General features: G+C 55.2%; 19 protein-coding genes, 1 tRNA gene and 3 rRNA genes. 10 read left to right on the top strand and 13 right to left on the bottom strand.

Annotated elements, in window-relative coordinates; genetic code table 11:
- Positions 1-124 precede the first annotated feature (124 nt).
- The 4 genes from BHE81_RS16745 to rrf (BHE81_RS16730) all read left to right on the top strand — a co-directional run bounded on the left by BHE81_RS16745 (position 125) and on the right by rrf (BHE81_RS16730) (position 3,482).
- Positions 125-3,026: ribosomal RNA gene (locus BHE81_RS16745) — 23S ribosomal RNA — on the top strand.
- Positions 3,027-3,122: 96 nt separating this feature from the next.
- Positions 3,123-3,238 (top strand): 5S ribosomal RNA (gene rrf / locus BHE81_RS16740).
- 14 nt (positions 3,239-3,252) lie between these two features.
- A tRNA-Thr gene (locus tag BHE81_RS16735) sits at positions 3,253-3,328 on the top strand.
- Positions 3,329-3,366: 38 nt separating this feature from the next.
- A 5S ribosomal RNA gene (rrf, locus tag BHE81_RS16730) occupies positions 3,367-3,482 on the top strand.
- A gap of 408 nt (positions 3,483-3,890) precedes the next feature.
- Here the strand turns inward: rrf (BHE81_RS16730) and BHE81_RS16725 are convergent.
- The 3 genes from BHE81_RS16725 to BHE81_RS16715 form a co-directional block, all read right to left on the bottom strand.
- Positions 3,891-4,112, bottom strand: coding sequence for a membrane protein (locus BHE81_RS16725; RefSeq protein WP_002919103.1), 222 nt, complete (start codon positions 4,110-4,112; stop codon positions 3,891-3,893).
- 292 nt (positions 4,113-4,404) lie between these two features.
- Complete coding sequence (locus tag BHE81_RS16720; protein WP_004144975.1) at positions 4,405-7,515, bottom strand: efflux RND transporter permease subunit; 3,111 nt, start codon at positions 7,513-7,515, stop codon at positions 4,405-4,407.
- Positions 7,516-7,527: 12 nt separating this feature from the next.
- A complete protein-coding gene (locus BHE81_RS16715) occupies positions 7,528-8,667 on the bottom strand; it encodes an efflux RND transporter periplasmic adaptor subunit (RefSeq protein ID WP_023342586.1) in 1,140 nt (379 codons plus the stop codon).
- Between the two features lie 377 nt (positions 8,668-9,044).
- On the opposite strand from BHE81_RS16715, the gene envR reads away from it, so the two are divergent.
- A complete protein-coding gene (gene envR, locus BHE81_RS16710; protein ID WP_004150972.1) occupies positions 9,045-9,695 on the top strand; it encodes an acrEF/envCD operon transcriptional regulator in 651 nt (216 codons plus the stop codon).
- Between the two features lie 87 nt (positions 9,696-9,782).
- Here the strand turns inward: envR and fis are convergent, their stop codons facing one another.
- The 10 genes from fis to msrP all read right to left on the bottom strand — a co-directional run bounded on the left by fis (position 9,783) and on the right by msrP (position 18,249).
- The gene (fis, locus tag BHE81_RS16705) at positions 9,783-10,079 is read right to left on the bottom strand and encodes a DNA-binding transcriptional regulator Fis (RefSeq protein WP_000462905.1); all 297 of its coding nucleotides are present in this window, start codon (positions 10,077-10,079) and stop codon (positions 9,783-9,785) included.
- Positions 10,080-10,103: 24 nt separating this feature from the next.
- Entirely contained in the window at positions 10,104-11,069 is a 966-nt protein-coding gene (gene dusB, locus BHE81_RS16700) for a tRNA dihydrouridine synthase DusB (RefSeq protein WP_004144972.1), read from the bottom strand.
- A 357-nt stretch (positions 11,070-11,426) separates the two neighbouring features.
- Entirely contained in the window at positions 11,427-12,308 is an 882-nt protein-coding gene (gene prmA / locus BHE81_RS16690; RefSeq protein ID WP_002918745.1) for a 50S ribosomal protein L11 methyltransferase, read from the bottom strand.
- Between the two features lie 11 nt (positions 12,309-12,319).
- Positions 12,320-13,771, bottom strand: a complete 1,452-nt coding sequence (panF, locus tag BHE81_RS16685) for a sodium/pantothenate symporter (protein ID WP_004185876.1) — start codon at positions 13,769-13,771, stop codon at positions 12,320-12,322.
- Positions 13,761-14,003 carry a YhdT family protein gene (locus BHE81_RS16680; protein WP_002918740.1) on the bottom strand — a complete coding sequence of 81 codons (243 nt, stop codon included), beginning with the start codon at positions 14,001-14,003 and terminating at the stop codon, positions 13,761-13,763. The genes panF and BHE81_RS16680 overlap by 11 nt, the downstream gene beginning before the upstream one ends.
- A 110-nt stretch (positions 14,004-14,113) precedes the next feature.
- On the bottom strand, positions 14,114-15,463 hold the full coding sequence (accC, locus tag BHE81_RS16675; RefSeq protein ID WP_004174096.1) for an acetyl-CoA carboxylase biotin carboxylase subunit: 1,350 nt from the start codon (positions 15,461-15,463) through the stop codon (positions 14,114-14,116).
- A gap of 10 nt (positions 15,464-15,473) precedes the next feature.
- On the bottom strand, positions 15,474-15,941 hold the full coding sequence (gene accB / locus BHE81_RS16670) for an acetyl-CoA carboxylase biotin carboxyl carrier protein (RefSeq protein ID WP_002918736.1): 468 nt from the start codon (positions 15,939-15,941) through the stop codon (positions 15,474-15,476).
- Between the two features lie 22 nt (positions 15,942-15,963).
- A complete protein-coding gene (gene aroQ / locus BHE81_RS16665; protein ID WP_004174104.1) occupies positions 15,964-16,416 on the bottom strand; it encodes a type II 3-dehydroquinate dehydratase in 453 nt (150 codons plus the stop codon).
- Between the two features lie 223 nt (positions 16,417-16,639).
- The gene (gene msrQ / locus BHE81_RS16660) at positions 16,640-17,248 is read right to left on the bottom strand and encodes a protein-methionine-sulfoxide reductase heme-binding subunit MsrQ (protein ID WP_004889547.1); all 609 of its coding nucleotides are present in this window, start codon (positions 17,246-17,248) and stop codon (positions 16,640-16,642) included.
- On the bottom strand, positions 17,248-18,249 hold the full coding sequence (msrP, locus tag BHE81_RS16655) for a protein-methionine-sulfoxide reductase catalytic subunit MsrP (protein WP_004174108.1): 1,002 nt from the start codon (positions 18,247-18,249) through the stop codon (positions 17,248-17,250). Before msrP ends, msrQ begins: the two co-directional genes overlap by 1 nt.
- A 229-nt stretch (positions 18,250-18,478) precedes the next feature.
- Between msrP and BHE81_RS16650 the strand changes: the two genes are divergently transcribed.
- The 5 genes from BHE81_RS16650 (at position 18,479) to mreD (ending at position 23,590) form a co-directional block, all read left to right on the top strand.
- A complete protein-coding gene (locus BHE81_RS16650; RefSeq protein WP_004211674.1) occupies positions 18,479-18,670 on the top strand; it encodes a hypothetical protein in 192 nt (63 codons plus the stop codon).
- Between the two features lie 79 nt (positions 18,671-18,749).
- Complete coding sequence (gene csrD / locus BHE81_RS16645) at positions 18,750-20,690, top strand: RNase E specificity factor CsrD (protein WP_004181432.1); 1,941 nt, start codon at positions 18,750-18,752, stop codon at positions 20,688-20,690.
- A 305-nt stretch (positions 20,691-20,995) separates the two neighbouring features.
- Positions 20,996-22,039 (top strand): rod shape-determining protein MreB, encoded by a 1,044-nt coding sequence (gene mreB / locus BHE81_RS16640; protein ID WP_002918653.1) that lies wholly within the window; start codon positions 20,996-20,998, stop codon positions 22,037-22,039.
- Positions 22,040-22,109: 70 nt separating this feature from the next.
- The gene (gene mreC / locus BHE81_RS16635; RefSeq protein ID WP_004149974.1) at positions 22,110-23,102 is read left to right on the top strand and encodes a rod shape-determining protein MreC; all 993 of its coding nucleotides are present in this window, start codon (positions 22,110-22,112) and stop codon (positions 23,100-23,102) included.
- Positions 23,102-23,590 (top strand): rod shape-determining protein MreD, encoded by a 489-nt coding sequence (mreD, locus tag BHE81_RS16630; RefSeq protein ID WP_002918648.1) that lies wholly within the window; start codon positions 23,102-23,104, stop codon positions 23,588-23,590. The genes mreC and mreD overlap by 1 nt, the downstream gene beginning before the upstream one ends.
- Positions 23,591-23,595: the final 5 nt, after the last annotated feature.

The following is a 23,595-nucleotide window of genomic DNA, read 5'->3' as shown; positions in this document are numbered from 1 at the left end:
GAAGTTTTGCTCTTTAAAAATCTGGATCAAGCTGAAAATTGAAACGACACACAGTTAATGTGTGTTCGAGTCTCTCAAATTTTCGCGACACGATGATGTTTTACGAAACATCTTCGGGTTGTGAGGTTAAGCGACTAAGCGTACACGGTGGATGCCCTGGCAGTCAGAGGCGATGAAGGACGTGCTAATCTGCGAAAAGCGTCGGTAAGGTGATATGAACCGTTATAACCGGCGATGTCCGAATGGGGAAACCCAGTGTGATTCGTCACACTATCGTTAACTGAATACATAGGTTAACGAGGCGAACCGGGGGAACTGAAACATCTAAGTACCCCGAGGAAAAGAAATCAACCGAGATTCCCCCAGTAGCGGCGAGCGAACGGGGAGCAGCCCAGAGTCTGAATCAGCTTGTGTGTTAGTGGAACGGTCTGGAAAGTCCGACGGTACAGGGTGATAGTCCCGTACACCAAAATGCACAGGTTGTGAACTCGAAGAGTAGGGCGGGACACGTGGTATCCTGTCTGAATATGGGGGGACCATCCTCCAAGGCTAAATACTCCTGACTGACCGATAGTGAACCAGTACCGTGAGGGAAAGGCGAAAAGAACCCCGGCGAGGGGAGTGAAAAAGAACCTGAAACCGTGTACGTACAAGCAGTGGGAGCACCTTCGGGTGTGACTGCGTACCTTTTGTATAATGGGTCAGCGACTTATATTCTGTAGCAAGGTTAACCGTATAGGGGAGCCGCAGGGAAACCGAGTCTTAACTGGGCGTTAAGTTGCAGGGTATAGACCCGAAACCCGGTGATCTAGCCATGGGCAGGTTGAAGGTTGGGTAACACTAACTGGAGGACCGAACCGACTAATGTTGAAAAATTAGCGGATGACTTGTGGCTGGGGGTGAAAGGCCAATCAAACCGGGAGATAGCTGGTTCTCCCCGAAAGCTATTTAGGTAGCGCCTCGTGAATTCATCTTCGGGGGTAGAGCACTGTTTCGGCTAGGGGGTCATCCCGACTTACCAACCCGATGCAAACTACGAATACCGAAGAATGTTATCACGGGAGACACACGGCGGGTGCTAACGTCCGTCGTGAAGAGGGAAACAACCCAGACCGCCAGCTAAGGTCCCAAAGTCATGGTTAAGTGGGAAACGATGTGGGAAGGCACAGACAGCCAGGATGTTGGCTTAGAAGCAGCCATCATTTAAAGAAAGCGTAATAGCTCACTGGTCGAGTCGGCCTGCGCGGAAGATGTAACGGGGCTAAACCATGCACCGAAGCTGCGGCAGCGACACTATGTGTTGTTGGGTAGGGGAGCGTTCTGTAAGCCTGCGAAGGTGTGCTGTGAGGCATGCTGGAGGTATCAGAAGTGCGAATGCTGACATAAGTAACGATAAAGCGGGTGAAAAGCCCGCTCGCCGGAAGACCAAGGGTTCCTGTCCAACGTTAATCGGGGCAGGGTGAGTCGACCCCTAAGGCGAGGCCGAAAGGCGTAGTCGATGGGAAACAGGTTAATATTCCTGTACTTGGTGTTACTGCGAAGGGGGGACGGAGAAGGCTATGTTAGCCGGGCGACGGTTGTCCCGGTTTAAGCATGTAGGCTGGTTGTCCAGGCAAATCCGGATAATCAAGGCTGAGGTGTGATGACGAGGCACTACGGTGCTGAAGTAACAAATGCCCTGCTTCCAGGAAAAGCCTCTAAGCATCAGGTAACATCAAATCGTACCCCAAACCGACACAGGTGGTCAGGTAGAGAATACCAAGGCGCTTGAGAGAACTCGGGTGAAGGAACTAGGCAAAATGGTGCCGTAACTTCGGGAGAAGGCACGCTGGTGTGTAGGTGAAGTCCCTGCGGATGGAGCTGAGACCAGTCGAAGATACCAGCTGGCTGCAACTGTTTATTAAAAACACAGCACTGTGCAAACACGAAAGTGGACGTATACGGTGTGACGCCTGCCCGGTGCCGGAAGGTTAATTGATGGGGTTATCCGTAAGGAGAAGCTCTTGATCGAAGCCCCGGTAAACGGCGGCCGTAACTATAACGGTCCTAAGGTAGCGAAATTCCTTGTCGGGTAAGTTCCGACCTGCACGAATGGCGTAATGATGGCCAGGCTGTCTCCACCCGAGACTCAGTGAAATTGAACTCGCTGTGAAGATGCAGTGTACCCGCGGCAAGACGGAAAGACCCCGTGAACCTTTACTATAGCTTGACACTGAACATTGAGCCTTGATGTGTAGGATAGGTGGGAGGCTTTGAAGCGTGGACGCCAGTCTGCGTGGAGCCAACCTTGAAATACCACCCTTTAATGTTTGATGTTCTAACGTTGGCCCCTTACCGGGGTTGCGGACAGTGTCTGGTGGGTAGTTTGACTGGGGCGGTCTCCTCCCAAAGCGTAACGGAGGAGCACGAAGGTTAGCTAATCCTGGTCGGACATCAGGAGGTTAGTGCAATGGCATAAGCTAGCTTGACTGCGAGCGTGACGGCGCGAGCAGGTGCGAAAGCAGGTCATAGTGATCCGGTGGTTCTGAATGGAAGGGCCATCGCTCAACGGATAAAAGGTACTCCGGGGATAACAGGCTGATACCGCCCAAGAGTTCATATCGACGGCGGTGTTTGGCACCTCGATGTCGGCTCATCACATCCTGGGGCTGAAGTAGGTCCCAAGGGTATGGCTGTTCGCCATTTAAAGTGGTACGCGAGCTGGGTTTAGAACGTCGTGAGACAGTTCGGTCCCTATCTGCCGTGGGCGCTGGAGAATTGAGGGGGGCTGCTCCTAGTACGAGAGGACCGGAGTGGACGCATCACTGGTGTTCGGGTTGTCATGCCAATGGCACTGCCCGGTAGCTAAATGCGGAAGAGATAAGTGCTGAAAGCATCTAAGCACGAAACTTGCCCCGAGATGAGTTCTCCCTGAGACTTTAAGTCTCCTGAAGGAACGTTGAAGACGACGACGTTGATAGGCCGGGTGTGTAAGCGCAGCGATGCGTTGAGCTAACCGGTACTAATGAACCGTGAGGCTTAACCTTACAACGCCGAAGATGTTTTGGCGGATTGAGAGAATTTTCAGCTCTGATACAGATTAATCGATACGTTGGTGAGACGTGTTGATAAAACAGAATTTGCCTGGCGGCACTAGCGCGGTGGTCCCACCTGACCCCATGCCGAACTCAGAAGTGAAACGCCGTAGCGCCGATGGTAGTGTGGGGTCTCCCCATGTGAGAGTAGGGAACTGCCAGGCATCAAATTTAGCGTGCTGATATGGCTCAGTTGGTAGAGCGCACCCTTGGTAAGGGTGAGGTCCCCAGTTCGACTCTGGGTATCAGCACCACTTTTTAGGTTAAAGTTCGGCACGTTGTAAAGAATTTGCCTGGCGACAATAGCGCGGCGGTCCCACCTGACCCCATGCCGAACTCAGAAGTGAAACGTCGTAGCGCCGATGGTAGTGTGGGGTCTCCCCATGTGAGAGTAGGGAATCGCCAGGCATCAAATAAAGCAAAAGGCCCAGTCGAAAGACTGGGCCTTTTGCTTTTGTGTTATCTGTTGTTTGCCGATGAGCTTCTTTGCTGCCCAGGGAAAATCTAACTGGCATCGATATGAACATTGCGCAGCAACGGTCCGGAGAGAGGGACAGGACGTTCGCCATCATTGCTCACCATCAGAGTAAAGGCCCGCTCTTCGACCGGGCCTTTGGTGTTTGTTGGTCCTGAACCCTGAATCTGAAAAGTTTGCCGATAGCGATGGACGACTCATTGCCAGCGGTCTCTGGCAACAACAACGGCTAAGAAAGCTGGCGAACTATCGTCAGGAAGAGCCTGAATGATCGCTTACTTTGGGGAATGGAGTGGAGCAGATACAGGGGATACACCTGTATCTGCGGTTGGGGAAGCGATCTAGCGGGTCAGAGCAACGATCCCTAACGTGAGGCCGGCTACCGCGGCCGCACCCCCGGCGATTGCGCCTGCGGTTTCCCAGTTGTCTTCTGTTGTGCCTTTCATACAGGTATTGGTATGGACTAAGCGGCCTTGCGAGTCATAAACCGGTACGCAGGGAGAGTCATGGGCACAGCCTGCCAGCAGAGAGGCCAGCAGCGCCACGATTAAATACTTTTTCATGATATTACCTCTGGATAATCCGCTGGGTTGTACTGAAAGCCAGTGCAGAACGGAATGGCTTATTTTATCACCGCGAATTGTCCGGGCCGGAGGCCGAAATCATCTCAATATATGAGCCGCGTAAATATCGTGAAGATAAGCCCGGGAATATGCAGAAAAGATGGAGAGAAAGATTGTGATTCAGCGATGCTGCGTGCGATGGCGGTTGCCAGACTGTGGCGCGTTTAGCTGGCTGCCAATATTGCATGCGAAAAAAAGCGCCCGCAAGGGGCGCCTTCAAGACATAGCCGAGTTATTCAGCGTGCCGGGTAAAGCGTCGTCTAACGACCACGAAGAACACCGGAACAAAGAAGATCGCCAGCAGCGTCGCGGTCAGCATCCCGCCCATCACGCCGGTGCCAACCGCATTCTGCGCCCCGCTGCCGGCACCATGGCTAATCACCAGCGGCATGACCCCGAGAATAAAGGCCAGAGAGGTCATCAGAATAGGCCGCAGGCGCATCCGCGATGCCTCCAGCGTGGCCTCAATGATCCCTTTCCCTTCTTTCTCCATCAGATCCTTGGCGAACTCGACGATCAGGATCGCATTCTTGGCCGACAAACCGATCGTGGTCAAGAGTCCGACCTGGAAGTAAACGTCATTATTCAGCCCACGCAGCGTGGCGGCTAACAGCGCGCCAATGACCCCCAGCGGAACCACTAACATGACTGAGAAGGGGATCGACCAGCTCTCATACAGCGCCGCCAGACACAGGAAGACGACGATCAGCGAGATGGCATAGAGCGCAGGCGCCTGGTTGCCGGAGAGCCGTTCCTGGTAAGACATCCCGGTCCAGTCATAACCGATGCCGCTCGGCAGTTTACTGGCCAGCGTTTCCATCAGCGCCATGGCTTCCCCGGTACTTTTGCCTGGCGAAGCTTCACCGAGGATCTCCATAGATGGCAACCCATTGTAGCGCTCCAGGCGCGGCGAGCCATATATCCAGCGTGAAGTGACAAAGGCGGAGAACGGCACCATTTCGCCGTTGGCGCTACGAACATACATGTTGTTAATGTCGCTCGGCAGCATACGGAAGTGGGCATCAGCCTGAACGTACACTTTTTTCACGCGGCCGCGGTCAATAAAGTCATTTACGTAGTATCCGCCCAGCGCGGCTGATATCGTTTCATTGATATCGGAGAGCGATACGCCCAGCGCCTGCGCTTTTTCCTGATCGACATCCAGTTTGAACTGAGGGGTATCTTCAAGCCCATTAGGGCGTACCCGAACCAGCTGATCCGGATGCTGTTTCACCATGCCCAGCAGTTGATTGCGCGCCTGGGTCAGAGCGGTATGACCGAGTCCGCCCTGGTCGATCAGTTCAAAGTCGAAGCCGGTGGCGGTACCCAGCTCAATAATGGCTGGCATGTTGAACGGGAAAACCATGGCGTCTTTGATCTGGCTAAAGGCTACGGTGGCCCGCTTGATGATGGACTCCACGCTGTTTTCATCGCCGCTGCGCGCTTCCCAGGGCTTCAGGCTGACAAACGCCATACCGGAGTTTTGTCCCTGGCCGCTGAAGCTGAAGCCGTTAACGGTAAAGACGCTTTCAACGTTGGCCTTCTCGTTATGCAGGTAGTAATCAGTCACCGTATCCAGGACCTTCTGCGTGCGCTCCTGGGTAGCACCGGACGGCAGCTGGATCATGGTCAGGAAGACGCCCTGGTCTTCGTCGGGCAGAAAGGACGTGGGCAAGCGCATGAACAGCACGGCCATCCCCACGACGATCAGCAGGTAGATCACCAGATAACGGCCAGTTCCACGTAAAATACCGCTGACGCTGTTGGTATAGTGGTTAACGCTCTGGTCGAAGCGGGCGTTAAACCAGCCGAAAAATCCTTTTTTCTCATGGTGTTCAGCTGAGGCTGGCTTCAACAACGTGGCGCAGAGCGCCGGAGTCAGTACCAGCGCAACCAGCACGGAGAGCGCCATGGCGGAGACGATGGTGATTGAAAACTGACGATAAATCGCGCCGGTTGAGCCGCCGAAAAAGGCCATCGGGACAAATACTGCGGAGAGCACCATGGCGATACCCACCAGCGCTCCCTGGATCTGCGACATAGATTTTTCCGTCGCTTCTTTTGGCGAGAGCTTCTCCTCAACCATCACACGTTCGACGTTTTCCACTACTACGATAGCGTCATCGACCAGCAGACCTATCGCCAACACCATGCCAAACATTGTCAGCGTGTTGATGGAGTAGCCAAACATCGACAATACCGCGAAGGTTCCCAACAGCACCACGGGTACGGCAATGGTTGGAATGAGCGTTGCGCGCATGTTCTGCAGGAACAGATACATGACAAGAAAGACGAGAATAATTGCTTCAAAAAGCGTTTTGACCACTTCGTGAATGGAGATTTTGACGAAAGGGGTCGTATCATACGGATAAACCACCTTCATCCCCTGAGGGAAGTAGGGCTGCAGCTCGGCCAGCTTCGCTTTAATCGCGGTGGCGGTATCCAGGGCGTTGGCGCCGGTCGCAAGCTTAATACCCAGACCAGAGGCAGGTTTACCGTTAATTCTGGCGACAACGTTATAGTTCTCTCCCCCCAGCTCAATGCGGGCGACGTCTTTCAGATGGACGACAGAGCCATCGGCATTGACCCGCAGCGTGACCTTGCCAAACTCCTGCGGATCTTTGAGCCGCGTCTGAGCGATGATTGACGCGTTCAACTGCTGACCTTTCAGCGCTGGCGTACCGCCGAGCTGACCCGCGGCGATCTGATCGTTCTGGACCTGCAGCGCATTGATGACGTCCACCGGCGTCAGGTTGTATTTATTCAGCAGGTTGCCATCCAGCCAGACGCGCATGGCGTATTGCGCGCCGAACAGCTGCACATCGCCCACGCCGTTGAGGCGGCTAATAGGATCTTTGACATTGGAGGCGACATAGTCAGAGATATCGTCCTGGGTGGTGGTCGGGTTATCAGAGATAAAGCCGGCGACCAACAGGAAGCTGCTACTGGATTTCTCGACGCTAATCCCCTGCTGCTGTACTTCCTGGGGCAGCAGCGGCGTGGCCAGCTGCAGTTTGTTTTGCACCTGTACCTGGGCAATATCGGGATCGGTACCCGATTTAAAGGTGAGCGTAATGGTTACCGAACCGGCAGAGTCGCTGGTCGACGACATATACATCAGGTTGTCGATGCCGTTCATATTCTGCTCGATAACCTGAGTGACGGTATCCTGTACGGTCTGGGCATCTGCACCGGGGTAGGTGGCGGAGATCGCTACCGCAGGAGGGGCGATTGTCGGGTACTGAGCTATCGGCAGCTGCAGGATGGCCAGGCCGCCGGCAATCATCATAATGATAGCCAGCACCCAGGCGAAGACCGGTCGATGAATAAAAAACTTAGACATGGCTGGGTATCCTTATTGCACGGCCGGCGCCGCACGCTCCGCTTCCGCTTTGACAGTGACGCCTGGACGGACTTTCTGTAAGCCGCTGACAATCACTTTATCGCCCGGCTTCAGCCCACTGGTGATAAGCCACTTATCGCCAACGGCCTGAGTCGCGACCACTTCCCGGGTTTCAACCTGGTTTTTGTCATTCACCAGCATCACAGAGGCATCACCACGCGGCGTGCGGGTCACCCCTTGCTGCGGTACCAGGATAGCCTGCGGATCGACGCCTTCGTCTATGCGGGCGCGGACGAACATCCCCGGCAGCAGGACATGCTGCGGGTTAGGGAAGATAGCGCGCAGAGTAATTGAGCCCGTACTTTCATCAACAGTGACGTCAGAAAACTGCAGTGAACCTTTGAGCGGATAGGCCTGGCCGTTCTCCATGACCAGCTCAACGCTTTTGGTATCACCGCCGCGCTGCAGGCTTTCCTGCTTAAGGCGCATGAAGTCATTACTGGACTCCGTCACGTCAACATAGATGGGATCGAGCTGCTGGACGGTAGCCATGGCATCCGACTGGCCGTTGGTGACCAGCGCCCCTTCGGTGACGCTCGATTTACCGATGCGCCCGCTAATGGGGGAGGTTACTTTGGTGTAGGCCAGGTTGATACGGGCCGTTTCCACGGCAGCTTTGGTGGCGATGACATCGGCATCGGCCTGGCGGGCGGTGGCCACTGCCTGATCGTATTCCTGCTGGCTGATATATTTAGTACCCAGCAGTGGAACGTAGCGTTTCACCGTCAAATGGGCGATTGCGGCCGCGGCTTCGGCTTTGGCCTCATCGCCTTTGGCGCTGTTCCACGCCGCCTGGTAGGTCGCCGGATCGATCTGATAGAGCGACTGGCCTGCTTCGACATCACTTCCTTCAACAAAGTTACGCTTCAGGATGATACCGCTCACCTGGGGGCGGACTTCCGCTACGCGAAAAGCAGAGGTTCGGCCCGGCAGTTCGGTGGTGACTGATAGCGGCGCGCTGTTCACGACATGGACCGTCACCTGCGGCGCCTGCGCATGGGGTTGCTGGTTGTCAGAATTATCGCAACCGGTTAGCAATAAGGCCGAGATAATTAAACCGGATAAAAGTGTCACTCTGGCGTGAGTCGTCATGGCGGTTCCTTATAGATTACGTACCCAATCAGGCGGCGAATCTGTGAAAGAAAGAGGGAATCAAAAAGCAGTTTGCCATCCTACAAATAAACGCCGTTGGATGTAAGAGATACTTATTTTTAAGCAATCAGCAAGGCACGCAAAAACAAAAAATGGTCACTGTAGTATTGCGATTTATCGCAATTGTAAAAGTTGATAAATAGACATTATTTCAGTGAATGTATTTTCCGGTGATATTCACTTGAATAATTAATTCTCTTTTCGCATCAGGATTAACTTGTCTGCATTTTTGCTAAATAATACTTCATGGCAAATGCTAGATTAATTCTAATTAAGAATATCCTATATTATCTGCTTATCGGGAAGTGGGGCCTTGTATGGCAAGAAAAACAAAAGAAGAGGCGCAGCGCACGCGGCAGCTCCTGATTGAGTCCGCAATCCAGCAGTTCGCCCTGCGCGGAGTAACCAACACCACCCTGACGGATATCGCCGATGCGGCGGGAGTGACTCGCGGCGCGGTGTACTGGCATTTTGCCAGTAAGACGGAGCTGTTTAATGAAATGTGGCAGCAGCAGCCGCCGCTTAGAGATTTGATTCAGCCCAGTCAGGCCATAGAGTACGAACATGAGCCGCTAAATGCTTTACGCGAGCGGTTTATTGCAGGCCTGCGCTATATTGCTGCGAATCCTCGACAGCGCGCTCTGATGCAAATTCTTTATCAGCGCTGTGAGTTTTCCAGTGATATGCTTTCGGAATACGAAATTCGCCAACGTATTGGTTTTAATTATTCACTCATTGGCGGCATCCTGCAGTGCTGCGTGCGTAACAATATATTGCCAGCCGAAACAAACATTGAGATGATATTAATTGTTTTACACAGTGCTTTTTCCGGGCTGATTAAAAACTGGCTGCTCGATCCGCAACGCTTCGATCTTTATCAGCAGGCGCCTGCGCTGGTGGATAATATAATGGCGGTGGTCTGTGCTGCGCGTTTATCGGGAGGGCCTGCGCTACGGCTGGTGAATTAGTAATGAGTTCTGTTGGCGCAGATAATAAAAAAGGCGCTTCCCCATGCCGAAGAGCGCCTTTTATATCAAGCAAGCAACTGACTAGTATCAGTTCATGCCGTATTTTTTCAGTTTTTTACGCAGCGTACCGCGGTTGATGCCCATCATCAGAGCAGCGCGGGTCTGGTTACCACGGGTGTATTGCATCACCATGTCCAACAGGGGCTGTTCAACTTCAGCCAGTACCAGCTCATACAGGTCATTCACATCCTGACCGTTCAGTTGAGCAAAATAGTTCTTCAGTGCCTGTTTAACCGAGTCACGCAGGGGCTTTTGAGTTACCTGATCCTGAGAGTTAACGGTAGAAACGGTCAGTACGTCAGAATTTACGCGTTGTTCGAACATAGTTCTGTCAGCTCTTTATTTCTATTACGCAAAATTTTCGAAGTATGCCTCCAACGCCTCCAGCTGTTCGCTGGCATCCTCAATGGCGTTGAATGTGCGCCGAAACTGGTCATCTGGAGCATGTTCCTGAAGATACCAGGAGACGTGTTTACGCGCGATTCGGTACCCTTTTGCCTGACCATAAAAGTCATGCAATTCCCGAACGTGCGCACAAAGCAAGCGCTTCACCTCTGCCAGCGGCAGCGGGGGCAGCAGCTCTCCAGTGTCCAGATAATGCTGGATTTCCCGAAAGATCCAGGGTCTTCCCTGAGCTGCACGGCCTATCATCAGGGCATCAGCCCCTGTATAGTCGAGCACAGCTCTGGCTTTAAGCGGGTCAGTAATGTCGCCATTCGCGATAATCGGAATGGAAACTTTCTGCTTAACTGCCCGAATACTGTCGTACTCAGCGTCTCCGTTAAACAAACAGGCGCGGGTGCGTCCGTGAATAGTCAGAGCCTGAATGCCACACTCTTCGGCCAGTTGGGCAATCTCTACGCAGTTACGGTGTTCCGGTTCCCAACCGGTGCGAATCTTGAGAGTCACAGGAACGTCCACCGCGTTAACGACCGCCGTCAGGATCGACTTCACCTGGTCGGGGTACTGCAAGAGGGCTGAACCTGCAAGCTTGCGATTCACCTTTTTCGCCGGGCATCCCATATTGATATCAATAATCTGGGCGCCGCTTTCCACGTTAATCCGCGCGGCGGCAGCCATCTCTTCCGGCACGCTACCGGCGATTTGCACGGTACGAATACCGGGCTCATCGATATGCACCATCCGTAAACGGGACTTGTCGCTCTCCCACACCTGTGGGTTAGAAGACATCATCTCGGAAACGGTTAAACCCGCTCCCATCTCGTAGCACAGCGTCCGGAATGGTCTGTCAGTAATGCCAGCCATGGGCGCTGCGATCAGGCGATTTCTGAGCTGGTGGTGTCCGATGCGCATGAGTTAAGAAATGACCATACTGTGACTGCAAGGCGGCGTATATTACGCATTTTTTGCACGAGATGAAAGGCCAAACTTTGAGCAATCCTCTGTTGCAGATCAATGAATCCGGGACTAGCGTAAAAGGGATGAATAAATACTTATATTAATCATTGATTTAATGGATGATGGATAATTTGTGTCCATTTATAAAATCATAAAACTTCTCGATTTTTCTTGGATAAACTGGCCGCATGGCGATATAAAACGCTGTTTTTGTAGCCAAAAAAGTGCTCTGTAGTGCGATCTGCCTCTCATTTCCTGGCATTATTTGGTGGCTACTGGAAACAAAAATGCGGCCCGTAGGCCGCATCGCGCTTAGTTTTTCCGGCCGGTAATCCGGCACCACTCTTCCTTCTCGACCACCGGGTCAAGGGCGAAGAGATCGGCATAGGCTTCACAGACGCTCTCCGCCTGGCTGGCAAGGATGCCGGAAAGCCCCAGCAAACCGCCTGAAACGGGCAGGACGCTGATTAACGGCGCCAGCTCACGCAGCGGGCCTGCCAGGATATTCGCGACCACCACGTCGGCTTTCATCGACTCCGGTTGGTCCTGAGGAAGATAGAGCTCCAGGCGTTCAGAAACGCCGTTACGCTGCGCGTTATCACGACTGGCCTGAATAGCCTGCGGGTCGATATCAATCCCGATTGCTTTTGCCGCCCCCAGCTTCAGTGCGGCAATCGCCAGGATGCCGGAGCCGCAGCCGAAATCAATCACCGTTTTTCCGTTGAGGTCGAGTCCATCCAGCCACTGCAGGCACAGGGATGTCGTCGGATGCGTACCGGTGCCAAAGGCCAGACCCGGATCGAGCATCACGTTGACGGCATTTTCATCCGGAACATCGCGCCAGCTTGGGCAGATCCATAGCCGCTCCCCGAAGCGCATGGGGTGGAAGTTATCCATCCATTCCCGTTCCCAGTCTTTATCTTCCAGCTGCTCGATCTTATGCGCGAACCCGGCGCCCAGCAGCGGATGCTGCTCCAGTTGGGCAACGACCGCTTTCATATCGGTTTCAGCATCGAACAGGCCGATTACGTCGGTATCCCCCCACAGGCGGGTTTCCCCGGGCAATGGCTCAAATACCGGCGTATCGTGCGTATCCTGGAAGGTGATCGAGACCGATCCGGCCTCCATCAGCGCATCGCTAAGATCTTCAGCGTTCGCGCCGGTGGTATTTAGTTTCAGTTGGATCCATGGCATAGCAAAACTCTTTATTTATCAGTAGTCAAAATGGAGGACTGTGGGGCGGGACGACCGAAACGGTTCCCCGCCACAAACGCCAGCAAACTCAGCAGCAGCGCGGGAACGATCGGGTGAAAGCCCAGAAACTGCACTTTCAGCGTGGCCAGTACGGCATACAGGACGCCGCCTACGATCATGGCGCTCAGCGCGCCAGCCGCGTTGGCGCGTTCCCAGTAAAGGCCCAGCACCAGCGGCCACAGGAAGACGGCTTCCAGGCCGCCGAAGGCCAGCAGGTTCAGCCAGATTATCATCTCCGGCGGCCGCCAGGCCGCGAGCAGCAACAAGACCCCCAGCAGGAGCGTGATGCCGGCGGACATGCGTTTAAGCCGTTTTTCGTTAGTCGCCTGATCCGGCCGCCAGTTCAGGTACAGATCTTTGATGATCGTAGCGGAACTTTGCAGAAGCTGGGCATTGATCGTCGACATAATCGCCGCCATCGGCGCGGCAAGGAAGATCCCGGCGGCAAAGGGCGGAAGCACTTTAACCATCAGCGTCGGGATCACCAGATCCGGCACGGTTAAATCGGGGATCACCGCCCGGCCTAATGCCCCAGCCAGATGCATGCCAAACATCAGGATCGCCACCACGATGGTGCCGATAATGATGCCGCGATGCACGGCTTTGCTGTCTTTGTAGGAGATACAGCGCACTGCGGTATGTGGCAGACCAATAACGCCGAAGCAGACCAGTACCCAAAACGAGGCCATAAAGGTTGGCGAGAGGATATCCTCCGCGCCCTGCGGGGACACCAGCTTGACGTCGATCGACTGCAGCGTCTCTACCGCATGGCCAACCCCCCCGGCGGCGTGGATCACGCCCACCAGCAGCACGATCGTGCCGATCAGCATTACCATGCCCTGCATCGTGTCGTTGAGCACGCTGGCGCGAAAGCCGCCATAGGCGGTATACAGCGCGATGCTGACCCCGAAGATCAGCAGGCCGGTATCGTAAGGAATACCGGCAGCCGTCTCCAGCAGGCGGGCGCCGCCGATAAACTGGACGGTCATGGCGCCGACAAAGGCCACCAGCAGACTCAGGCTGGCCAGCCAGACCAGCAGGCGACTCTGATAGCGCGCAAACAGCATGTCATTGAGGGTGACAGCATTATAGCGACGCGCAAGGATGGCGAATTTTTTCCCCAGCACGCCCAGCGACAGCCAGATGGCGGGGAGCTGGATCATCGCCAGCAGCACCCAGCCCAGGCCGTATTTATAGGCGGCGCCGGGTCCGCCGATAAATGAGCTGGCGCTGATATAGGTGGCGGTTAGCGTCATGGCCAGCACGAAGCCGCCCATCGAGCGGCTGCCGAGAAAGTACTCATTAAGAAAGCTACCTGAGGCGCGTTTTCTCATGGCGTAGAGGGATAAACCGAACACCACCACCAGGTAGGCGATCAGGGGAATAATGACCTCAAACTGCATCATCGTCCTCCAGAGAAATATCGCGGAAAATCAGTTTGACCATCGCCCAGCACAGCAGAATGAACAGCAGCGGTACCAGCAGGCAGGCCATTTCAAACCAGTGTGGCAGGCCGGTAAAGCCAATAGCCACCCCCGGCAGATAGGCGGCGGCCAGCCAGGCGGCAAGGTAGAGAAGGGTCAGCCACAGCGCCCAGCGCGCTTCTTTGTGGGCCTGAACAAAGCGTTTGTCCATTTTTTGTCCCTTGAGGATGAAGAAAGCGGGGATTGTACCGCATGGTATAGATGAGGAGAGAGAAAAAGAAAAAAGGCCGGTTTACCCGGCCTTTTGCTGAGAGAGCAGAATTATTTTTCCTGCAAGCCGAGTTTTTTCTCCAGATAGTGGATATTGGTGCCACCATGCTGGAAATTCTCGTCGCTCATAATGCGCATCTGCAGATCGACGTTGGTTTTGATGCCATCGATGATCAGCTCCTGCAGCGCATTCTTCATGCGGGCAATCGCCACGTCACGGCTTTCGCCGTAGCAGATCAGTTTACCGATCATGGAGTCATAGTACGGCGGTACGGTGTAACCGGCGTAAATATGTGACTCCCAGCGCACGCCAAAGCCACCCGGCGCGTGGAAACGGGTGATTTTGCCCGGGCTCGGCAGGAAGGTGTTCGGGTCTTCGGCGTTGATACGGCATTCCACCGCATGGCCGCGAACTACCACTTCATCCTGCTTGATGGACAGCGGCTGGCCGGCTGCGATACGCAGCTGCTCTTTGATCAGGTCAACGCCGGTGATCATTTCAGTTACCGGATGCTCTACCTGGATACGGGTGTTCATTTCAATGAAGTAGAACTCGCCGTTTTCGAACAGGAACTCAAAGGTACCCGCCCCGCGGTAGCCGATATCCACACAGGCTTTCGCGCAACGCTCGCCGATGTAGCGACGCAGTTCCGGGGTGATGCCCGGCGCCGGCGCTTCTTCGACCACTTTCTGATGACGGCGCTGCATGGAGCAGTCACGTTCAGCCAGATAGATAGCGTTACCCTGACCATCCGCCAGCACCTGAATTTCAATGTGGCGTGGGTTTTCCAGGTATTTCTCCATGTAGACCATGTCGTTGTTGAAAGCCGCTTTGGCTTCCGCTTTGGTCATGGAGATGGATTGCGCCAGTTCAGCGTCGCTACGTACAACGCGCATACCGCGACCGCCGCCGCCGCCGGAGGCTTTGATGATAACCGGGTAGCCGATGCGTTTGGCATGGGCGCGGTTAGCGTCCATGTCGTCGGTCAGCGGGCCGTCAGAACCCGGAACGGTCGGGACGCCGGCTTTCTTCATGGCGGTGATCGCGGACACTTTGTCGCCCATCAGGCGGATAGTGTCGGCTTTCGGGCCGATGAAGATAAAGCCGGAACGCTCAACCTGCTCAGCAAAATTAGCGTTCTCAGAGAGGAAGCCATAACCCGGGTGAATCGCTACCGCGCCAGTGATCTCAGCGGCGCTGATAATGGCCGGAATGTTCAGATAGCTTTTTACGGACGGAGCCGGACCGATGCAGACCGTCTCATCCGCTAACAATACGTGTTTTAGATCGCGATCCGCAGTGGAGTGCACAGCGACAGTCTTGATGCCCAGTTCTTTACAGGCACGCAGGATGCGCAGTGCGATCTCGCCACGGTTAGCGATGACAATTTTATCCAGCATGTTCGCCTCGTTACTCGATAACTACCAGCGGCTCGTCGAATTCTACCGGTTGGCCGCTTTCGATCAGAATGGCTTTCACCACGCCGGCTTTGTCGGCTTCGATCTGGTTCATCATTTTCATCGCTTCGACGATGCACAGGGTGTCGCCCACGTTAACTTTCTGGCCAACTTCCACAAACGCTTTCGCGTCCGGGCTCGGCGTACGATAGAAAGTACCAACCATCGGGGAACGTACGATGTGACCACTGATTTCCGCTTTCGCCGGCGCTTCAGCCGCAGCAGCTGGTGCGGCAGTCGCGGCGGCAGGCGCCTGAGGCTGCATCATCGGCGCAGCATAAGCCTGCTGCATAACCGGATAGCTTGCGGCCGGTGCAGAGCGGCTGATGCGAACAGACTCTTCGCCTTCAGAAATTTCCAGTTCGGAGATACCTGATTCTTCAACCAGCTCGATCAGTTTTTTAATCTTACGAATATCCATGAGTGGGTTCCGTACTCTTTGTTTAGTGTGATTGTGACAGGCGTTTTACCGCCGTCTGTAAAGCGTATGAATAACCATCCGCCCCCAGCCCGCAAATGACGCCAGCGGCGACATCTGACAGATACGAGTGCTGGCGGAAGGGTTCGCGTGCATGCACATTGCTCAGGTGAATCTCGATAAACGGGATGTTCACGGCGAGCAAAGCGTCACGGATTGCTACGCTGGTATGCGTGAACGCGGCCGGATTAATCAGGATATAGTCCACGTTGTCTTTAGCCTGATGAATTCGGTCGATTAACGCATGCTCCGCGTTGGACTGCAGGTGATCCAGACTCACATTCAGCGCCGCCGCTTCAGATGTTAAACGGTTAACAATTTCAGCCAGCGTGAGAGGGCCATACTTCTCAGGCTCGCGGGTACCGAGCATGTTAATGTTTGGACCATTCAAAAGCAAAATGTGAAACTTCACTGCCATTGTGTGGCGATCTCCTGCCATTTTCGGGTAAAAAACAACATATACCTTCAATGCGCCCTTGTCACCTTTTCAGGGTCAGAAAACCCCGTCAGGAAAACCAAAGTCGCACATTATAACGATTTCGTAGCAATTGGCAGCTAAATACTGGTCTTATCAGGGAAGATTATCAACCGCTATCTGAAAAAGAGTCGCGGTTGATAAAGGATCTGCGGGAAACTGCACATTACCGGATTGAGCGCCACCACTGGCGGAACTTCTTGTAACGCCATGTCAATAGCCCCGCTGCCAGCAGGGCATATATAACGGGCTGCGGCGAGACGATCTTCACTGACCACAGGTAGTGTATCGGCGCGAGGATCGCCACCAGATAGACGAAGTTGTGTAAAAGTTGCCAGCGACGCCCCAGTTTTCGCTGCATCGCTTGCGTGGAGGTCACCGCCAGCGCCAGCAGAATCGCCCAGCTGATCATGCCCAATGTCAGATAGGGGCGGGTGATAATCTCCGAGCCCAGCAGAGCCAGATTGTTAATGCCCAGCTCCAGTAGGGTATAGCTGGTCAGGTGCAGCGTCGCCCAGGCAAAACACCATAAACCTAACAGCCGACGAACGCGAATCAATAATGGCTGCTTCGCATAGCGCGCCAGCGGAGAGACCAGCAGCGTCGCCAGCAGAAACTTAAGCGCCATTCTGCCGGTAAAGTGCTGGATATCCTTGGCTGGATCGGCGCTAAAGTAGCCCTGGTGCCCGGCCCAGAATAACCAGACCAGCGGCAAAAACCCCGCAAGGTGAAGTAAAACCTTCAGCCAGACGATCTGTTTGACGGTGAAACGCACTAGAAGTTCTCCCGCAGATTCATGCCGCGATACAGCGACGCCACTTCGTCGGCATAGCCATTAAACAGCAACGTCGGTTGACGCTTCACATCGAGCACGCCGCCGGCGCCGATAAACCGCTCGCTAGCCTGCGACCAGCGGGGGTGATCGACGTGCGGATTGACGTTAGCGAAGAAGCCGTATTCGTCCGGCGCCGCCAGGTTCCAGGTGGTTGGCGGCCGCTCGCGGGTCAGCTCGATACTAACAATGGATTTTATGCCTTTAAAACCGTACTTCCACGGCACGGTCAGGCGGACCGGCGCGCCGTTTTGCGGCGGCAGCGCTTTGCCATACACCCCGACGGTGAGTAGCGTCAGCGGGTGCATCGCTTCATCCAGCCGTAGCCCCTCCACGTAAGGGTAAGCGAGCCCCCCGCCGATAAACCGGTCTTTCTGGCCGGGCATTTGATCCGGAGCATAGAGGGTTTTGAAGGCCACATAGCGCGCGCTGCTGGTGGGCTCCACCAGCGCCAGCAGTTTATGCAGCGGGAAGCCGACCCAGGGGACCACCATCGACCAGGCTTCCACACAGCGCATACGATAAATGCGCTCTTCCAGCGGGAAGCGTTTGGTCAGATCGTCATGGTCAAGGGTCAGAGGTTTCGCCACTTCGCCACCGATGGTGAGCGTCCAGGGATCGGTGCGCAGGCTACCCGCGTTCGCCGCCGGATCGGCTTTATCGAGGCCGAATTCATAAAAATTATTGTAACCGGCGACCTTATCTTCCGGGGTAAGCGTCAGATTAGCCTGCCACTCGGCGGGTTTAGCAAACTCCAGGGCCTTGCCCGCCGGGGCCGGCGGGCGGTCGTGGCCTTTAAACCAGTCCAGCAGATCGGCCTGCGCGGCGGCGGGAAGCGAAAGCGCCGTCGCGCTGATACCCAGCATTTTCAGCACCTGGCGCCGCTTGAGCATAAAAACGGATTCGGCCGTGACGTCGGCTTCCGTCAGTTTTTTTCTTTTCATGGTGTCCTCCGTCATGCGTTTTCCTAAGCATGACGGAGACGGCGATGAATGGCGAATATGTCACGAAAAATTGCACATTAGGATGAGGAGCCGCCGCCGAAGCAGAGGCGCGGTCGTCCAGGAATCATCGGAAAGTGGCGCAAGACGTTTCCTTTACCGCGCATGACCCGGCATCTTTAGCAGGGAAAAAGAGGGCGGCAAGCAGGCCAAACGGTAAACCGGTAATAATTTGCGCCGCCGGCGCGGGTTTGCCATCCTGCGTCTAAAATTAAAGCGCTTCTGGCGCAGGCCGCAGGCGGGCGACGATTGGCAAATTTTTTCTGCAAACTATACTCGCTATCGGCATACTTTTACCGATAATACGCATTCCATTGCCAGACTCGCCATCTTTGATAGTATGCGTCGCGCTTTAAAAGGTTAATGCTTGCGGCAAGGTGCGCGCCGGCACGGGAGCCTGATGGTTCATCGGGTAGTCATTCACTCGCGGAGTTAACACAGGGATGCGATTAACGACGAAGTTCTCAGCCTTTATTACGCTGCTAACTAGCCTGACCATCTTTGTCACGCTGATTGGCGCTTCGCTGAGTTTTTATAACGGCATTGAGAACAAGGTCGAAAACCGCGTTCAGGCGGTGGCGACCATGCTGGATAACCGGCTCATCACCACCTCTTTCGATAAGCTTGAACCGCAGTTGGATGAGCTGATGACGCCGATCGAGATCGTGCATATCGATTTCATGCTCAACGGCAAACCGCTCTACAGCCATTCCCGACCCGATAGCTATCGCCCGCTCGGCAGCCATGAGCAATTCCGTGAGATCACGGTTCCGTCGCTTAAACATCCTGGTATTACGCTGCATCTGGTCTACGTTGACCCGATGGTGAACTATTTCCGTTCGCTGTCGATCACTGCCCCGCTGTCGATCTCCATTGGCTTCATGGTGGTGATTATTTTCTTCGCCGTCCGCTGGATCCGCCGCCAGCTGGCCGGCCAGGAGCTGCTGGAGCTGCGTTCCACGCGTATCCTGAGCGGCGAGCGCGGGCCGCAGGTGCGCGGGTCGGTCTATGAATGGCCGGCCAGCACCAGTAGCGCGCTGGATATGCTGCTGTCGGAGCTGCAGTTCGCCAGCGATCAGCGCAGCCGGATGGATACGCTTATTCGCTCCTACGCGGCGCAGGATTCGAAAACCGGACTGAATAACCGCCTGTTTTTTGACAATCAGCTGGCCACGCTGCTGGAAGACCAGGAGAAGGTGGGAGCCTACGGCATCGTGATGATGATCCGTCTGCCGGAGTTTGATCTGCTACGGGACAACTGGGGACGGGCGGCGGCCGAAGAACATTACTTTACGCTTATCAACCTGCTCTCTACCTTTATTATGCGTTACCCCGGCGCGCTGTTGGCGCGCTATCACCGTAGCGACTTCGCCGTGCTGCTGCCGCACCGTACGTTGAAAGAGGCGGATAGTATCGCCGGCCTGTTGCTGAAGGCGATGGATGCGCTGCCTCCAACGCGTATCCTCGATCGCGACGATATGATGCATATCGGCATCTGTTCTTTCCGCAGCGGGCAATCGGCGGCGCAGGTGATGGAACATGCGGAAGCGGCGACGCGCAACGCGGTGCTGCAGGGCAGCAACAGCTGGTCGGTCTATGATGACACCCTCCCGGAGAAAGGTCGCGGCAACGTTCGCTGGCGAACGCTGATCGAACAGATGCTGAGCCGCGGCGGGCCGCGGTTGTACCAAAAACCAGCTGTCACCCGCGACGGGCGGGTACATCATCGTGAACTGATGTCGCGGATGTACGACGGTAAAGAAGAGGTGATTGCAGCGGAATACATGCCGATGGTGCTGCAGTTTGGCCTGGCGGAGGAGTATGACCGCCTGCAGGTAACGCGCCTGCTGCCGTTTTTAGGCTTCTGGCCCGAGGAGAATCTGGCGCTCCAGCTGTCGGTGGAGTCGCTGATCCGTCCGCGTTTCCAGCGCTGGCTGCGCGATGCCTTGATGCAGTGTGAAAAATCGCAGCGTCAGCGGATTATTTTTGAACTTGCAGAGGCAGATGTTTGTCAATATATCGGCCGTCTGCAGCCGGTTATGCGATTGGTTAACGCTCTGGGCGTTCGGGTGGCAGTGGTTCAGGCGGGGTTAACCCTGGTTGGAACCAGCTGGATCAAGCAGCTGGATGCGGAGCTGATCAAACTGCATCCGGGTCTGGCGCGCAACATCGAAAAGCGCAGCGAGAACCAACTGCTGGTGCAAAGCCTGGTGGAAGCCTGTAAAGGCATGCCTATGCAAGTTTTTGCGACGGGCGTACGCAGCCGCAGCGAGTGGTTGGTACTGTCCCAATGCGGTGTCACGGGCGGGCAGGGGGAATTTTTTGCCGCCTCACAGCCACTTGACACAAATGTGAAAAAATATTCGCAAAGATACTCGGTTTGATCTGCCGTTTAGCGTGATTTCACGTAGAATAACGCGCGCCATCGTGAAGGGGGTGTGCTTGTCTACCTGCCGGATCATCGCAATGTAAATGCCAGTGACCCTCCTTTGACAGGTTACAAATTCAGGCGTGGAGCGCTGCTGAAGATTTCAGCAATGAACGGAGTCGGGAAAATTTGTAACAAAGGAAATGAACTGCACTAATTTTCACCGCAGCAGGTGATTTTTGCGCCTTGTCGCTGCTGCGTGTGGTTGGTAAAGTAAGCGGATTTTGTTTTCCGCCCCAGCTTTCAGGATTATCCCTTAGTATGTTAAAAAAATTTCGTGGCATGTTTTCCAATGACCTGTCCATTGACCTGGGTACCGCGAATACCCTTATTTACGTAAAAGGACAAGGCATCGTATTGAATGAGCCTTCCGTGGTGGCCATTCGTCAGGATCGTGCCGGATCGCCGAAAAGCGTCGCCGCCGTGGGTCATGAAGCGAAGCAGATGCTCGGCCGTACCCCGGGTAATATCGCGGCGATTCGCCCGATGAAGGACGGCGTTATCGCTGACTTCTTCGTGACGGAAAAGATGCTGCAGCACTTTATCAAACAAGTGCACAGCAACAGCTTTATGCGCCCGAGCCCGCGCGTGCTGGTGTGTGTACCGGTTGGCGCAACCCAGGTCGAACGTCGCGCTATTCGTGAATCCGCGCAGGGCGCAGGCGCCCGTGAAGTCTTCCTGATCGAAGAGCCGATGGCGGCAGCGATTGGCGCAGGCTTACCGGTTTCTGAAGCGACCGGCTCCATGGTGGTGGATATCGGTGGCGGTACCACTGAGGTGGCGGTTATCTCCCTGAACGGCGTGGTCTATTCCTCTTCTGTACGTATCGGCGGTGACCGCTTCGACGAAGCCGTTATCAATTACGTGCGTCGTAACTACGGCTCCCTGATCGGTGAAGCGACCGCTGAACGTATCAAGCATGAAATCGGTTCGGCTTACCCGGGCGATGAAGTGCGCGAAATTGAAGTGCGCGGTCGTAACCTGGCGGAAGGCGTGCCACGCGGCTTCACCCTGAACTCAAACGAAATTCTTGAAGCGCTGCAGGAGCCTCTGACCGGCATCGTGAGTGCGGTCATGGTTGCCCTTGAGCAGTGCCCGCCGGAACTGGCGTCTGATATCTCTGAACGCGGGATGGTTCTCACCGGCGGTGGTGCGCTGCTGCGCAACCTGGACCGTCTGTTAATGGAAGAAACCGGTATTCCAGTCGTGGTTGCTGAAGATCCGCTGACCTGCGTAGCGCGTGGCGGCGGCAAGGCGCTGGAGATGATCGACATGCACGGCGGCGACCTGTTTAGCGAAGAGTAGTCAGCCTGAAGGTCCGGGGCGGCATACGAGCTGCCCCTGGTCTTTACTGACACGAGAATACGCATAGCCTATGAAGCCAATTTTTAGCCGTGGCCCCTCGCTACAGATTCGCCTTATTCTGGCGGTGCTGGTGGCGCTTGGCGTGATTATCGCCGACAGCCGCCTGGGTACGTTCAGCCAAATCAGAACGTACATGGATACAGCCGTCAGCCCTTTCTACTTTGTCTCTAATGGTCCCCGGGAACTGCTCGACAGCGTATCGCAGACGCTAGCTACCCGCGACCAGCTCGAACTGGAAAACCGTGCGCTGCGCCAGGAGCTGTTGCTGAAAAACAGCGATCTGCTGATGCTGGGCCAGTACAAGCAGGAGAACGCGCGCCTGCGTGAACTGCTTGGCTCGCCGCTGCGCCAGGACGAGCAAAAAATGGTGACGCAGGTCATCTCAACGGTCAACGACCCTTACAGCGATCAGGTGGTTATTGACAAAGGCAGCGTGAACGGCGTCTATGAAGGCCAGCCGGTTATCAGCGATAAAGGCGTCGTGGGGCAGGTCGTGGCCGTGGCGAAAATGACCAGCCGGGTGCTGCTGATCTGCGATGCCACTCATGCGCTGCCGATCCAGGTTCTGCGTAACGACATTCGCGTCATTGCCGCCGGTAACGGCTGCACGGACGATCTCCAGCTTGAGCATCTGCCGGCAAATACCGATATTCGCGTCGGCGACGTGCTGGTGACCTCCGGTCTCGGCGGTCGTTTCCCTGAAGGGTATCCGGTCGGGGTAGTCTCCTCGGTGAAACTGGACACCCAGCGCGCCTATACCGTGATTCAGGCGCGTCCGACGGCCGGGCTGCAGCGCTTGCGCTATCTGTTGCTGCTGTGGGGCGCCGATCGTAATGGCGCTAACCCGATGACCCCGGAAGAGGTTCATCGGGTGGCTAACGAACGTCTGATGCAGATGATGCCGCAGGTACTGCCTGCGCCGGATGCTATGGGGCCGCAGATGCCGGCGCCCGCCACCGGGTTGACGCCGCCTCAGCCGTCGCAGCCTGCAGGGGGGCAATAGTGGCAAGTTACCGTAGCCAGGGACGCTGGGTTATCTGGCTCTCGTTTCTTATCGCGCTATTGCTGCAAATTATGCCCTGGCCGGCGGACATCAGCGTTTTCCGGCCCAACTGGGTATTATTGATCCTGCTGTACTGGATCCTCGCGTTGCCGCACCGGGTAAACGTGGGGACGGGTTTCGTGATGGGGGCTATTCTTGATCTCATCAGCGGTTCAACGCTCGGCGTTCGCGCGCTGTCTTTAAGCATCGTCGCCTATCTGGTCGCGCTGAAGTATCAGCTGTTCCGTAACCTGGCGCTGTGGCAACAGGCGCTGGTGGTAATGCTGTTATCCCTGGCCGTGGATATCATTGTTTTCTGGGCAGAGTTTTTAGTGATCAACGTCTCTTTCCGTCCGGAAGTATTCTGGAGTAGTGTAGTAAACGGCATCCTCTGGCCATGGCTCTTCCTGCTGATGCGTAAAGTGCGTCAGCAATTTGCAGTGCAATAAGGTTG

Origin of the sequence: Klebsiella sp. AqSCr (assembly GCF_008452795.1) — a bacterium.
Taxonomy (GTDB): Bacteria; Pseudomonadota; Gammaproteobacteria; order Enterobacterales; family Enterobacteriaceae; genus Klebsiella; species Klebsiella pneumoniae.
This window is presented reverse-complemented; position numbering and strand designations above follow the sequence as displayed.

Coding starts and splice junctions, on each gene's coding strand:
- prmA (WP_002918745.1), bottom strand. CDS start 12,308: ATGCCATGGATCCAACTGAAACTAAATACCACCGGCGCGAACGCTGAA.
- panF (WP_004185876.1), bottom strand. CDS start 13,771: ATGCAGTTTGAGGTCATTATTCCCCTGATCGCCTACCTGGTGGTGGTG.
- mreB (WP_002918653.1), top strand. CDS start 20,996: ATGTTAAAAAAATTTCGTGGCATGTTTTCCAATGACCTGTCCATTGAC.
- msrP (WP_004174108.1), bottom strand. CDS start 18,249: ATGAAAAGAAAAAAACTGACGGAAGCCGACGTCACGGCCGAATCCGTT.
- csrD (WP_004181432.1), top strand. CDS start 18,750: ATGCGATTAACGACGAAGTTCTCAGCCTTTATTACGCTGCTAACTAGC.
- BHE81_RS16680 (WP_002918740.1), bottom strand. CDS start 14,003: ATGGACAAACGCTTTGTTCAGGCCCACAAAGAAGCGCGCTGGGCGCTG.
- aroQ (WP_004174104.1), bottom strand. CDS start 16,416: ATGGCAGTGAAGTTTCACATTTTGCTTTTGAATGGTCCAAACATTAAC.
- BHE81_RS16715 (WP_023342586.1), bottom strand. CDS start 8,667: ATGACGACTCACGCCAGAGTGACACTTTTATCCGGTTTAATTATCTCG.
- dusB (WP_004144972.1), bottom strand. CDS start 11,069: ATGCGCATCGGACACCACCAGCTCAGAAATCGCCTGATCGCAGCGCCC.
- fis (WP_000462905.1), bottom strand. CDS start 10,079: ATGTTCGAACAACGCGTAAATTCTGACGTACTGACCGTTTCTACCGTT.
- envR (WP_004150972.1), top strand. CDS start 9,045: ATGGCAAGAAAAACAAAAGAAGAGGCGCAGCGCACGCGGCAGCTCCTG.
- BHE81_RS16720 (WP_004144975.1), bottom strand. CDS start 7,515: ATGTCTAAGTTTTTTATTCATCGACCGGTCTTCGCCTGGGTGCTGGCT.
- accB (WP_002918736.1), bottom strand. CDS start 15,941: ATGGATATTCGTAAGATTAAAAAACTGATCGAGCTGGTTGAAGAATCA.
- accC (WP_004174096.1), bottom strand. CDS start 15,463: ATGCTGGATAAAATTGTCATCGCTAACCGTGGCGAGATCGCACTGCGC.
- BHE81_RS16725 (WP_002919103.1), bottom strand. CDS start 4,112: ATGAAAAAGTATTTAATCGTGGCGCTGCTGGCCTCTCTGCTGGCAGGC.
- mreC (WP_004149974.1), top strand. CDS start 22,110: ATGAAGCCAATTTTTAGCCGTGGCCCCTCGCTACAGATTCGCCTTATT.